Raw genomic sequence first — 12409 nt, 5'->3', positions numbered from 1 at the left:
AAGCGTGCGCTCCTTGCCCGACGAAGTCAAGACCCCCCGCCCCTACGACTCGTCCGGACGTTCGCGGGCGGCCGCGGACCGCCGGATCGCGGTGGCTGTCGCCGCTCGCGCCCTGTTCATCGAGCAGGGCTACGTCGCCACCACCATGGACGCGGTCGCGGCCCGGGCGGGCATTTCGCTGAAGACGGTCTACAACGCCTTCGCCAGCAAGTCCGGGCTCCTGCGAGCCGTCTGGGATCTCTCCCTGAAGGGCGATCTCGACGACACCCCTGTGGCCCAGCGCGGCTGGTACCAGGCGGTTCTGTCAGAGCCTGATCCGCGACGCCAACTCGAGATGACCGCCGAGAGCTCACGGGTGATCAAGACCCGCATCGGGCTCCTGCTCAAGGTGATCCGCGACTCAGCGCCGGTCGACGAGGACCTGGCCGCGCTCTGGGAACTGATCCAGACCGACTACTGGGCCAATCAGCGGGTCATCGTCGAGAGCATCGAGGCCCACGGCGGGTTGCGCCCCGGCTTGGACGTCCGGCGCGCCACCGACGTGCTGTGGACGCTCAACCACCCGGACGTCTGGCTCCTCCTCGTGGACCGGTGCCTCTGGTCCCCCGAGGAGTGGGAGGCGTGGTTCGTCCAGGCCTGTCGGGACCAGCTCCTGCCACCGGCCTGAACCGGCGGCCTCAACCACCGCAACTGTGCCACCCTTAGCTGTCGATCACCGGCGCGAGGCCGGCGGAGGCGCCTCGGAGCGGAGCGGACATGACAATTCAAGGGTTGACGGGCCGCCGGGTGTCAGCCGCGGCCGTCCTCATCGTCTTGGCGCTGACTGCCGGATGCGGATCAGGCTCGCTACCCGAAGTCACCTCCCTGCCGTCGATCTCCCTACCGGCCAGGCCGACGGCGCTTCCTTCGCTCTCCCGCCCGACGGCCACCGCAACGGCAACGACCACCGCAACGGCAACGGCAACGGCAACGGCAACCGTGACGGTCTCGCCGTCGAGCGACCCGCCCGCGGAGACCACCCCTGCCGCCTCACCCGCCCCTGAAGCGTCCCCCGAGCCCGCCCCGAGCGAGACCGACGACGGCGGCCTGTGGTGGCTGCTCGTCCTGCTCGCCGTCGGCGGCGGCCTGGCGATGGCCGCCATGATGTGGTCGCGCAGCAGGGCCGCGGCGAACGTGATCGACAGGCGCTTCGAGCTGGTCCGCAGCGAGCTCACCTGGACGGACACCGAGCTGCTCCCGCGGGTGTTGGCCGCCTCCACGGCGGCGGAGGCGGCCGAGCTGTGGCAGGCCGGGCGCCCGAGGCTGCTGGTGGTCGAGGAGGAGCTGCGCCAGCTCGCCGTCGTCAAGGCGAGCGGTCAACGCCAGGCCGCGGCGACCGAGTGGCGTTCGGCACTGGCCACGCTGGTCACCGCCGTCGACGCGGAGACCCGCCTCCCGCCGACCGAAGGATCAGACCGCCTCCGCTCCGCCCGTGCGCAGGTGGAGGAGGCGCGGCGGGGCCTGATGACGCTGGTCGCCGACTCGGAGCCGACGGCCTGAGCGACGCCGCGTCGGGAGATCGGGGACGCCGCCGGGGCGCGGAGCCGCGCGAGCGGCGGGGAGAGCGGCGGCGGAGTGCACATCCGGCCACAAGGGTGGGTAGGTTCTGCGCCATGAACGCGCCTGATCAGAGTGTCGCGTGCGAGGACCGCGACTTCGTGGAATGGCACGGCGGCTGTCGTCATGCGCTGGTGTGGGCCGTCGAGGCCGACGTCGACGAGGTGCGCGCGGCCGTGTCCTCCGCCCGGGGGCACTGGGGCGACGTGCTGCTCCCCCGGCATGAGCGCCAACCCCACATCACGCTGGCCTACGCCGGCCCGGTCGCGCTGCCGGGAACCCGCCCGGTCGACGAGCCCTATTCCCGTGCCAGGCTCGCCGACGACCTCGCCAGGCTGCGCGGCCTCGCGCAACGCCCGTTCGAGGTCGCCGTCGGCGGCTGGGGCACCTTCCCGATGGTGCCGTACCTGCGCGCCTCCGCCCCCGCGCTGGCCGCGGCGAACACCGCGCTCATGGCCGGCTCACCGTACGCGGGCGGATACGTGCCGCACGTCACCGTCGGGCACTACTCGGTGTCGCGGCCACTGGCCGAGATGGCCGCCCGCGCCGACGCCTGGGGGCCCCCGGATGTGATTCTCGAGGTGCGCGAGTGGGCGTTGATGGCCTACGAGACGCACGACATCGCCGGCCCACTCACCACCGTGGGACGGCTCTCGCTCGCCGGCGGCACGTGGTCGGTTGAGGCCCGGATCCCGGGTCTGGACCTCTGACGACGGAGACTCCCGTACCTCGTTGACACTGCCCTGGGACCGGCGCAGAATCGAATCAGAGCCTCCTGCACAGACGCGGAGGTGAGCGGGGTGACACCCGGTCACCCCGGTGAGGAGAGGAGTTCGTCATGGCACTGGTACGCCGTGAGTGGCCAGACTTCCAGGAGATGGTCCAGCGGTGGTTCGAAAGTGACGTGGACAAGTCGTGGCTGCGCGTCGAGGAGTTCCAGGAGGACAAGACCCTTGTCGTCCGGGCGGAGCTGCCCGACATCGACCCGGACAAGGATGTGGACATCGCCATCGCCGACGGTGAGCTGCGCATCAAGGCGCACCGGCAGGCCAAGTCCGAGCACAAGGACAAGGACAGCTACCGCTCGGAGTTCCAGTACGGATCCTTCTACCGGTCGGTGAAGCTCCCGCCGGGCGCGAGCCCCGACGACGTCACCGCCACCTACAAGGACGGTGTGCTGGAGGTCCGGGTTCCGGTGGCCGAGGTGGCCGCGCCGGAGCCGTCGAAGATCCCGATCACCCGAGGGTGAACGGCCGCGCCGTCGGGCGCCCCTGACGGATCGCATGACCGCCGCGACGGCGAGGCGATCATGCGATCCTCAGATGCTCAGAGCCCGCCCTCAGGTCCGGGCCGCTCGGCCAGGGCAAGCAGGATGAGCACCCCCAGCGACACCCCTGTGACCACGAGCACGTCGCCGACCGAGATGGGCCGCACCGCCAGCAGCGCGACGACGGCCAGCGCCGCGACGCCCACCCGGAGCCATGTCCGTCGACGGTGCAGCCACACCCCGAACCCACCCGTCGAGAGCCCGTGCCGGTCGGCCCAGGCGTGCGCCCCGCGCTGAACGTTCGTGCCGACGGCGCGGAGCCTCCCGGCGCCGGAGAACGGGCCGGTCAGCCAGAGGGTGAGCCCCACCACCGTCGCGAGCGTCAGCAGCGCCGCCGCGATGTCGGACAACCCCTGCACCAGCGTGTCGTACGACAGCCCCAGCACGTCCTGCGGCATCCGGCTCGGCGGGACCGCGAGCGCTGCGACGGTGCGCCCCATCGACAGAGCGATCATGAGCACGAGGGTGCCGACACCCAGCCCGGCGGCCGCCCACACCGCGGCGCGACGGCGGCTCACGGCCGCAAGAATGCCGCCGGCCATCAGCAGGACGACAGCCACCGGCAGCCAGGAGCCGAGAATGACGGTGGCCCGGTATGCCACAACGGCCTCCCCGAGCCATTCGGGCTGGACGAGGACGATCGTCCTGTCGACCTCGGGAATCCGGGCGGCCAGCGCGAACCCCTCCCTCGTCAGGGCGGATCGAACCTCCTCCACGATCGGTCCGACGCGCAGGCCCAGGCCCTGCTCCGAGATGCTGACGGTCGCCGACGGGTCGCCCTGCAGGCCGGCGATGAGCTGCCCGTGCGAGAGCCGTAGGGTCCGCTCCCACACGACGGCGAACTCCTCCGAGCGGATCACCCGCTCAGCGGCCTGCCGGATGCTCGACCGCACGCCCGCGACCGCCGGCTCACGCACGGCCTCCAGGGCCGCGATCGCGACCGGGCGCGTCACCAGGTCGGAGAGACCGTCGACCACCTCGTCCACGAGGCCGTCGATGTCGACCCGTTCCTCGATCGCGACCATCGCCTGGTCGGTGATGTAGTCCTGCACCCGCGGATTCTCCGCGAGCGGCGCCAGGGTGGCGACGAACGCGTCGGTGTCGGTCAGCGCGACCTGCGACCATGCACCGACAGCCGCGACGGGGGTCAGAAGAGTGCCCAGCAGGATCAGCAGCGTCGCCAGCATCGTACGCGGCCAGTGTCGGCGCGAGCGGTGCTTGCGCTGCGCCGTCGACTCCGACTCAACTGCCCCCGGCCCGGTGGGGTGCGCCTGCGGGTCCGGACCTGGTTCACGCTCTGCCGCCATCGGATCCTCCTCTAGGGTGATGCCTGATTCTCGCCTGCGACGAAGGAGTGTGCTTCCCCCCACCGGGGTGGTTGCCCCGTGGATCCGGGCACTGGACGAGCCTGTGGGCTGCATGGACGTGAACGGCATGTCGGCTCTACTTGCCGGACTTCGCCGTCGTCAGGCAACCGTCGCGCCGCGGCTGTACCGCCAACTGATCGGAGCCGCGGTGGCACCGTGCAGGACCACGCTCATCACCACGGTCGCGGTGATGATGCTGACCACCCGGACCCCATCCTCGGGCAGCAGTCCGTCGAAGGCGAGGAGGGCGAAGACGACCGAGGCGAGGCCGCGCGGGCCGAACCAGCCGATCACCGCGACGGTCGGCAGGTCCAGCTTGGCCCCGATCAGCGCGATCGCGACCGGCAGCATCCGGGCGAGAGTGAGCGCGAGGGCCGCGAACAGGAAGTCCTGCCACTGCGCGAATCGGAGGACCGGCAGCATGACGGCACCGAACATGAACCACACCACGAGGGAGGCCATGTCGGCGGCGGAGTGGGTGAACTCGACTGACGACTCGACGTGTTCATCGGTCGCGGCCCCGAAGCCCAGGCCGGCCACGAAGGCACCGACGAAGCCGTTGCCGCCCACCTCGATCACCGCCGCGTAGGCCAGGAGGGCCGTGGCCAGCACGGCCACGGACCGGTAGGCCGACGAGGCCCACCCGGCCCTGCCTGCCGCCTGGAGCAGCCGGCCCGCGGCAAACCCGATCGCCGCACCCCCCGCCGCACCGACCGCCAGCTCGAGCAGGGCACCCCCCTCGGACTCGGTCTCGAGCGTCGTCCCCACCACGGCCATCACCAGGAAGAACTTCACGAAAGGAGTGGCGATGCCGTCGTTCAGCCCGCTCTCGACGTTGAGGAGGACCCGGATCCGCTCCGGCACACGCTCGTCGGCCATGATGGCCGCCCCCAGGGCCGCGTCGGTAGGGGCGACGGCAGCACCGATCACGGCGCAGACCCACCAGCTGAGCGTCGGGAACACGAGGTGGGCGAGCAGGGTCCCGAGCGCGATCGTCAACGGCAGGCCGAGCACCAGCAGGCGGGTCGGCAGGCCGGCGTCGCGGCGCAGGCCACCGACGTTGACTCGGGCGGCGTCGCTGAAGAGCACCAGGGCCAGCGTGATCTCCGCCAGCTCGCGGAGTGCGAGGCTCCCCAGGCCGACGTCGATCCAGCCGGGCCCGTTGGCCAGGACGAACCCGATCGCGACGAACCACATCGGTGCCGAGATGTTCCAGTGCTCCAGGCGGCCCGACAGCAGCGCCCACAGCACCAACGCGCCGGCGACGGCCGCTACTACGAGGAGGTCCACACCTGTCTCCATGGGTCTCTGCGTCCTTCCTGTACCGGGTCCGGCGTTACTCCGCCGCGACTGGCGACGGCGCCCCGCTCACTCGGGCATGGGCACCCGCACGTCGGTGCCCGGCTCGACCGTGAGGCGCTGGCCGACCCGGCCGAAGCTGGGAACGGGGACGAAACCCCCCGCGACGAGCATCTCGCCCTGAGTGAAGTACGGCGAGGCGTCGAGCATGCCGCGCGGCACGAACCCGAAGAACCTGCCCAGCTCATCGAGGTCCGCGGGTGAGTTCATCCGCATCAACACCAGGTTGTCGCACTGGGAGACCACCTGCGGGTGAACCTTCGAGGGGCGCTGGGTGGACAGCAGCAGCCAGAGGCCGTACTTGCGGCCCTCGGCCGCGATCTGGATCAGCCGGTCCACGAGAGCCCGCTCCAGGGGAGTCGAGGGGTCCGCCGGGCACAGGTTGTGCGCCTCGTCGATCACCAGCAGGGTGGGTCGGCGGTCGGCCCTGTTCATCCAGAGGGTCTCCACCATCGCGATCGCCGCGATCAGCGCCTCGGAGCGGTTCTCGAACTCGGACAGGTCGAAGATGCGCACCCGAGGCTCCCGCTCCGGTGTCGGCTCGACCACCCCCTTCGACCAGACCGGCCAGGACGCGACACCGAGATTGGTCAGGCGCTGTCCGAACGCCCGGTGCTCCTCGTCGCCGGTCAGCAGCTGCTCGATAGTGCCGGCGGAGTCCTGCCGCATGCTGGACACATCCATCTCCATCCACGCCGCATACTCGCTGCGGTCGCGGATCGGGTCCAGCTCCAGCACGGCCGCCTGGATGCGGGGAGGAAGGTCCATGAAGGTGACGGTGAGCCGGTCCGGGCCGTTCGCGCCCCGCACCTCCATCGGCGTCGATCGAATGGCTTCGGCCGGCGCCGCCGGTGCGTCCGCGCGGGGAGCGCCGAGGCTGACGTAGTCGCCGTTCGGGTCCAGGACCACCATGGGCAGCCTGGTCGCGAGGATCAGTTGTTCAAGGATGACCCCCAGTGCGTACGTCTTGCCCGACCCGCTCTGCCCACAGAGGAAGGTGTGGCGGTTGAACCCCTGGGGCTTCAGCTTCAGGACGCCGGCATTACCCGGCAGCTGCCATCGGCCGACGGGAAGCGACGCGCCCCCGGACGCCTGCAGTGACTCCACCTGCCCGGCGGTGAGTCCGAACACGGCGGCGTCTGCGAAGGGACGCCGTTCCTTCGCGAGCCCTTCATCGGTGAGTTCACCGAGGACCACCCCCATGGCGGGGAGGTCCTCGCCCGCGCTGAGCACCTGTCCGACGAAGGTGGCGCCCGTCGTCCGGAGCGCCACGAGGGCGCCTACCTGCAGCTCGTCGGCGACCACCTGAACCCGGAACGTCCGGCCGTCCGAGGACCTCGCGAACCCGAACTGCGTCTCCTGGCTTGCCATACGGTCGTGCCTCTCATGATGGTTGCCGGAGCCGCGGCCGGCTCTCCGGCCGACGGCTCAGGCCAGCGCCTTGGCCTCATCGCCTCGAACTCGGCCCGGGCGACGGCGCCGGAGTCGGGGAGAGCCTTGGCAGAGGCCCTCCACCATCCTTGCCCCAGCTGGTGCCCTCGCGGATCACCCTTGCGGGGTGATGCCGGCCTCCGACGGAGTGGGAGACAGTCCGCAGCCGGCAGGGCCCGGAATCAGACCCGCAGCGCCCCCGCGCACAGGGCGGCGAGGACCAGGAAGGCCGTCTGCGCCACCTCGACGATCGAGCCGAACACATCGCCGGTCATGCCCGCCAACCTGCGCCGGACGTGGGCCGCCCACAGCGAGCCGATCGCGCCGGCGACGGCCGCTGCGCCGGCGAAGACGGCGGCTCCGGGGACCCCGTCGACCAGCGCGCCCACCCCGGCCGACACGGCAAGCACCGCGGCCCCCGTCAGCACGGCCGTCATGCGTGACGTCGACCCGATGAACAGGGCCCCGAAGCCCGACTGGCGCGCGGACGCCGTCGGTACGGTCGCCAGCGTCACGACGGCGCGACCCACCATGGCGGCCACCGCCAGCGCCCCCGCCGCCGCACCGCCACCCGCTTCGGAGAGCGAGCCGAGGGCCGCGGCGTCGACGAGCAGCGCCAGAACCAGGGCCGCGACGCCCATGGGCCCGATGTCGGACTTCCGCATGATGACCAGCGCGTCGGCCGCGGGCTTCCGCGACCCCAGTCCGTCGGCCGTGTCCGCCAGCCCGTCGAGGTGCAGGGCGCCCGTCAGCAGGGCGACGACCGCGAGCGCCAGCGCTGCCCCCAGCAACCCGCCCGCGCCCAGCGCGACCACGCCCCACAGCACCGCCCCGGCGAGAGACCCCACCAGAAGGCCCACCCACGGGAAGGCCGCCATGGCCCGGCCGGCCAGCGCGCGGTCGATCTCGGCGACGGGAGGCACGGGGATCACCGTGAAGAGGCCGAGGGCGGCGACGACGCCCCTCACTTCAGCCGCCGCGCGATGCCCGCCGTGCAGAGCCAGACCTCACGGCACGCACCGGCGAGGCGGGTGTTCAGCCGTCCGAGCTCGTCGCGGTAGAGGCGGCCGGACGCCGTCGCCGGGACGATGCCTGAGCCCACCTCGTTGCTCACGATGATCACGTCACGCGAGGTGCCCGCGACGGCCTCCACCAGCCGCGACACCTCCGTCTCCAGCCGCTCCCGCCATCCGGCGGCGTCCTCCCAGGCCCCGGCGTCCATGAGCACGCGGTCCAGCCAGACGGCGGCGCAGTCGATGAGGACGGGGGCGGGGTCGTCGCGGCCCAGTACGGCGGCCAGGTCCTTGGTCTCGGTGGTCCGCCACGACGGGGGCCGGCGAGCCACGTGGAGCGCGACGCGCTGGGCCCACTCGGCGTCGCCGTCGACCACCTCGGAGGTGGCCACGTACTCCACGTCCACAGCGCCGGAGAGCTGCGCCTCGGCCCAGGAGGACTTGCCCGAGCGCGCGCCGCCGAGCACCAGGGCCGTCCCGGGGGCGTGCGCCAGGGGGGTCACCTCCGCCCGCTCCGCGAGCCGGGCCAGCAGTGAGGCGGCCTCGGCGTCGGCCGGGTCGATCCGGACGGAGAACTCCACGTCAGTCCTCGAGCTCCAGCGCGGCCACCTGGCCGATCACGACGATGGCCGGGGGCCTGATCCCGGCGCGGGCCGCGGCGTCGGCGATGCTCGACAGCGGGGCCCGCAGGGTGAACTGCTCGTGGGTGGTGCCGTCGGCCACGACGGCGGCGGGCGTGTCCTCCGGGAGCCCGTGCCTGCGGAGCTCGTCCGCGATCTCCGGCAGGTTCTGCACCCCCATCAGCACGACGAGAGTCAGGTTGGCGGCGGCCAGCGCGGCCCAGTTGACCTCGCTGCGAGGGTCCGACGGCGGGACGTGCCCGGAGACGACGACGAAGCCCTGAGTGAGACCGCGATGCGTGACCGGAATGCCCGCCAGGGCGGGCACCGACACGGCCGACGTGACCCCGGGGATGACGCGCACGGAGATTCCGGCGTCGCGGCAGGCCAGCCACTCCTCGCCGCCGCGCCCGAACACGTAGTTGTCGCCGCCCTTGAGACGCACGACGCGGAGCCCCTGCCGGGCCCGGTCGACGAGGATGGCGTTGATCTCCTCCTGCGGGGTGAACGCGCCGCGCGGGATCTTGCCGACGTTGATGATCTCCGCGCCCGGCCGCGCCTCCTCCAGGCACTGGAGGGCGCCGAGCCTGTCGTGGACGATGACGTCGGCGTCGCGGATCGCGGCGAGTCCGGCCACCGTCATGAGGCCCGGGTCCCCGGGGCCGCCGCCGACCAGCACGACGCTGCCGGGAGGGAAGTCATGCTGCATGCGCACTCCTCGCTAGGTACGCGTCACACCCTAGTGCGCGAGGGGGACATGACCGCCGCGGTCCGCTCCCCGCTGAATCGCCCCTCGGCCGTGCCCTCCGCCGTCAGGCGTTGAGCCTGACACGCCTCTCGTTGGGCCGCGTTGAGCCTGACACGGCTCTCGCGGACGGGCGTTGAGCCTGATCCGGGTCTCGATTGGCTGTGGATCGTTCAAACCGACGCGGGCGCCCGTTGACATCCAGATCCGGCTCAAACCGTCCCCCCAGCAGGGCAGGGGGACGGAGGTGGGATCCGCCTCGGAGCATGAGGGCGCCCCGGAATCGATGTGTCCGTAGACTCACCCCATGCGTGACGCCGTGGATGACCTGATCTGGGACGAGGCCCCCAAGCAAGCCGGGGCGGTGGCCCTGCTCGACGCCCCTGCCCTCGTCGACGACGCCCTCACCCTCACCTCCGACGTCCGGGTGTGGTGCGACGACTGGCGCGACGCCGCCCTGGTGCCGGCCGAGCTCCTCGTCGAGCATCCGACGGACCTGGCGGGCGTGGACCTGGCGCTGGCGCGTCTTCCGAAGTCGCTGGGCGCGCTCGACGAGATGGCCGCGCTGGTGCAGGGCGCCGCGGACGTGAGCTTCCTCGGCGGGGCACGGGTCAGGCACATGAACCACTCCATGAACGAGGTGCTGGGCCGGCACTTCACGGCCGTGTCCGCCAGCCTGGGCAGGGCGAAGTCGCGCGTGCTGCGCGCCTGGGGGCCTGAGGGCAGGGAATCGGAGTGGCCGAAGGTGCGCGAGCACGCGGACCTGGGATTCGCCGTCGCGGCGCACGGCGCCACCTTCGGGGGGACCAAGGTGGACCCGGGTTCCCGCCTCCTGATCTCCGCGCTCGCCGGCGGAGGCCGCGTCGAGGGCCTGCAGGCCGACGACGTCCTGGACTTCGGCTGCGGCAACGGCACGCTGTCCATGTGGCTGGCGAGGCAGGGCAAGGCCGTCGTGGCCCGCGACGTCAGCTGGTCGGCGGCGGCCGCGACAGCCATCGCCGCCGAGGTCAACAGCCTGACCGTGGACGTCACGTGGGGCGCCGGCCTGGCCGGCTACGAGGACCACAGCGTGGACGCCATCGTCACCAATCCCCCGTTCCACCAGGGGATGGCCAAGGAGTCCGCGGACACCCTCGAGATGTTCGACGACGCCCGCCGGGTGCTGCGCCCGGGCGGCCAGGTCTGGTGCGTGTTCAACTCCCACCTCCCCTGGCGCAAGGAGCTGAACGAACGGGTGGGCCCCACGAGGGTCGCGGCGCAGGACCCGCGCTACACCGTGACGGTCACGACCGCCCGCTGACCCGGGCCGGGCGGCCCTTCCCGAGTGTCGGATCCCGGACGGTCTGCCGCCGCGGATCCGACAGGCTTGGGCGCCGCCCTATCGCGCCGCCGGCTATCAGAGACACCTCAGCGCTTTCACAGGTACCTCATAGACTCGAAGGGTTACCTGGGTGCGTACCTACCTGAGGAGCCACGATGAGCAACGAGCAGCACCCCAACCCCTGGAGCCGCGACGCCTGGAAGGCGATCGACGAGCCGCGCGCTGACGAGCCCACCACCTCCCTCTCGTCCGCCCCGGGCCAGCAGTACCCCCAGCCCGCTCAGCCCCGGCCCGTCCCGGCCGCGCAGCCTCAGCCCTCACCGGCGCAGGGGTTCCTCGCGCAGCAGTTCTCCACGCAGTCCGGGCCCACCCCTGGCAGCGTCCCCCCGCCGAACTACCCGCCGCCGTCGTACCCCTACGGTCAGCCGGTCAGCAGCCCCTCCCCCGCGGTGACCAAGGCACGGGGCCGCTCCCGGATCGCCGGCGCCCTCGCCGTCGCGGTGCTGGCCGCAGGGGTGGGGGGCGGCGCGGGCTTCACCGCCGCCCGGCTCTCTACGATGGACGCCGCGACAACCTCCGCCTCCGCCTCGACGGTCCCCACCGAGACCCAGGTGGTCCAGGCGGACCCGAACAATCCCAACTGGACCGCGGTGGCCGCGGCCGCCTCGGACGCGGTCGTGGCCATCCAGGTCACCGGTCAGGACGGCTCCGGCGGCCAGGGCTCGGGCGTCGTGATCGACGGCGCCGGCTACATCGTCACCAACAACCACGTGGTCTCCGGCAGCGGCAGCGGCGCCCAGATCGTCGTCCTCCTGGGCGACATGTCCTACGTGGCCGAGATCGTCGGCGCCGACCCGTCGACGGACCTGGCCGTGATCAAGCTCGTCGACCCGCCGTCGGACCTCACCGTGATGTCGTACGCCGACGAGTCCCAGTTGGCCGTCGGTGACCCGGTGATGGCCATCGGCAACCCGCTCGGCCTGGCGGACACGGTCACCACCGGCATCGTCTCGGCCCTCAACCGGCCGGTCACCACCCGCGCCGTGACCAACAACACAGTCGGCCAGGGACAGCAGGACGTGGTGGTCACCGCCGCCATCCAGACCAACGCGGCCATCAACCCCGGCAACTCGGGCGGCGCCCTGGTCAACGCCTCCGGCGAACTCGTGGGCATCACGTCCTCGATCGCCTCCCTGGCCTCGTCCAGCGACACCGCCGGCAACATCGGCATCGGCTTCGCGATCGGCGCGGACCAGGTGCAGTACGTGGCCGAGCAGCTCATCGCGACGGGGGTGGCCCAGCATCCCCAGATCGGGATCAGCGCCTCCGACATCAACAGCACCGGCCAGCTGGGCGCCGCCGTCGCCGAGGTGGTGGCGGGCTCCCCCGCGGAGGCGGCCGGGCTCCAGGTGGGTGACCTGGTGACCGCTGTCGACGGCAAAGCCGTCACCTCCACCGAGTCGCTGGTGGCCCTCGTGCGGGCCGGCCGGGTGGGCCGCGACATGACCGTCAGCGTCGTGCGCGGCGGCCAGGACCTGGAGTTCGTGGTCACGCCCATCGCCGCCGCCCGGTGACCGGCGCCGTCCCACCGCCGGGAAGGGAGCGGGTCCTGACCGGCTCCCCCGGTTAG

The 12409-nt window shown here is 72.1% G+C and carries 12 protein-coding genes; 6 read left to right on the top strand and 6 right to left on the bottom strand.

Going from position 1 to position 12409, the window contains the following annotated elements; translation table 11 throughout:
- Positions 1-4: 4 nt before the first annotated feature.
- From ACZK5D_RS00325 to ACZK5D_RS00310, 4 genes are all read left to right on the top strand, one after another.
- Positions 5-667 carry a TetR/AcrR family transcriptional regulator gene (locus tag ACZK5D_RS00325; protein ID WP_463663881.1) on the top strand — a complete coding sequence of 221 codons (663 nt, stop codon included), beginning with the start codon at positions 5-7 and terminating at the stop codon, positions 665-667.
- 311 nt (positions 668-978) lie between these two features.
- Positions 979-1539: a hypothetical protein gene (locus tag ACZK5D_RS00320; RefSeq protein ID WP_463663880.1), complete on the top strand. Its 561-nt coding sequence runs from the start codon at positions 979-981 to the stop codon at positions 1537-1539.
- 113 nt (positions 1540-1652) lie between these two features.
- Entirely contained in the window at positions 1653-2306 is a 654-nt protein-coding gene (locus tag ACZK5D_RS00315) for a 2'-5' RNA ligase family protein (protein WP_463663879.1), read from the top strand.
- A 128-nt stretch (positions 2307-2434) separates the two neighbouring features.
- Positions 2435-2845, top strand: coding sequence for an Hsp20/alpha crystallin family protein (locus ACZK5D_RS00310; protein ID WP_463663878.1), 411 nt, complete (start codon positions 2435-2437; stop codon positions 2843-2845).
- A gap of 77 nt (positions 2846-2922) precedes the next feature.
- Here ACZK5D_RS00310 and ACZK5D_RS00305 read toward each other — a convergent pair whose 3' ends face one another.
- The 6 genes from ACZK5D_RS00305 to cobA form a co-directional block, all read right to left on the bottom strand.
- On the bottom strand, positions 2923-4230 hold the full coding sequence (locus ACZK5D_RS00305; RefSeq protein ID WP_463663877.1) for a hypothetical protein: 1308 nt from the start codon (positions 4228-4230) through the stop codon (positions 2923-2925).
- A 159-nt stretch (positions 4231-4389) separates the two neighbouring features.
- The gene (locus tag ACZK5D_RS00300; RefSeq protein WP_463663876.1) at positions 4390-5592 is read right to left on the bottom strand and encodes a cation:proton antiporter domain-containing protein; all 1203 of its coding nucleotides are present in this window, start codon (positions 5590-5592) and stop codon (positions 4390-4392) included.
- Between the two features lie 66 nt (positions 5593-5658).
- Entirely contained in the window at positions 5659-7020 is a 1362-nt protein-coding gene (locus ACZK5D_RS00295; protein WP_463663875.1) for an ATP-binding protein, read from the bottom strand.
- A 242-nt stretch (positions 7021-7262) separates the two neighbouring features.
- Positions 7263-8048: an adenosylcobinamide-GDP ribazoletransferase gene (locus tag ACZK5D_RS00290; RefSeq protein ID WP_458994855.1), complete on the bottom strand. Its 786-nt coding sequence runs from the start codon at positions 8046-8048 to the stop codon at positions 7263-7265.
- Positions 8045-8674 carry a bifunctional adenosylcobinamide kinase/adenosylcobinamide-phosphate guanylyltransferase gene (gene cobU / locus ACZK5D_RS00285; RefSeq protein WP_463663874.1) on the bottom strand — a complete coding sequence of 210 codons (630 nt, stop codon included), beginning with the start codon at positions 8672-8674 and terminating at the stop codon, positions 8045-8047. The genes ACZK5D_RS00290 and cobU overlap by 4 nt, the downstream gene beginning before the upstream one ends.
- Position 8675: 1 nt before the next feature.
- Positions 8676-9422: a uroporphyrinogen-III C-methyltransferase gene (cobA, locus tag ACZK5D_RS00280; RefSeq protein ID WP_458994857.1), complete on the bottom strand. Its 747-nt coding sequence runs from the start codon at positions 9420-9422 to the stop codon at positions 8676-8678.
- A gap of 343 nt (positions 9423-9765) precedes the next feature.
- On the opposite strand from cobA, the gene ACZK5D_RS00275 reads away from it, so the two are divergent.
- A complete protein-coding gene (locus ACZK5D_RS00275) occupies positions 9766-10758 on the top strand; it encodes a class I SAM-dependent methyltransferase (protein ID WP_463663873.1) in 993 nt (330 codons plus the stop codon).
- Positions 10759-10934: 176 nt separating this feature from the next.
- Positions 10935-12353 (top strand): S1C family serine protease, encoded by a 1419-nt coding sequence (locus tag ACZK5D_RS00270; protein WP_458994859.1) that lies wholly within the window; start codon positions 10935-10937, stop codon positions 12351-12353.
- Positions 12354-12409 lie beyond the last annotated feature (56 nt).

Source organism: Tessaracoccus yangjingae, assembly GCF_055326235.1.
Note: the sequence above shows the minus strand (reverse complement) of the source record. Positions and strands in the feature narration are given on the sequence as shown.

Excerpts from the sequence above, each read along its gene's own strand:
- ACZK5D_RS00275 (WP_463663873.1), top strand. The coding sequence starts at position 9,766 with ATGCGTGACGCCGTGGATGACCTGATCTGGGACGAGGCCCCCAAGCAA.
- ACZK5D_RS00295 (WP_463663875.1), bottom strand. The coding sequence starts at position 7,020 with ATGGCAAGCCAGGAGACGCAGTTCGGGTTCGCGAGGTCCTCGGACGGC.
- ACZK5D_RS00300 (WP_463663876.1), bottom strand. The coding sequence starts at position 5,592 with ATGGAGACAGGTGTGGACCTCCTCGTAGTAGCGGCCGTCGCCGGCGCG.
- ACZK5D_RS00305 (WP_463663877.1), bottom strand. The coding sequence starts at position 4,230 with ATGGCGGCAGAGCGTGAACCAGGTCCGGACCCGCAGGCGCACCCCACC.
- ACZK5D_RS00315 (WP_463663879.1), top strand. The coding sequence starts at position 1,653 with ATGAACGCGCCTGATCAGAGTGTCGCGTGCGAGGACCGCGACTTCGTG.
- ACZK5D_RS00310 (WP_463663878.1), top strand. The coding sequence starts at position 2,435 with ATGGCACTGGTACGCCGTGAGTGGCCAGACTTCCAGGAGATGGTCCAG.
- cobA (WP_458994857.1), bottom strand. The coding sequence starts at position 9,422 with ATGCAGCATGACTTCCCTCCCGGCAGCGTCGTGCTGGTCGGCGGCGGC.
- ACZK5D_RS00270 (WP_458994859.1), top strand. The coding sequence starts at position 10,935 with ATGAGCAACGAGCAGCACCCCAACCCCTGGAGCCGCGACGCCTGGAAG.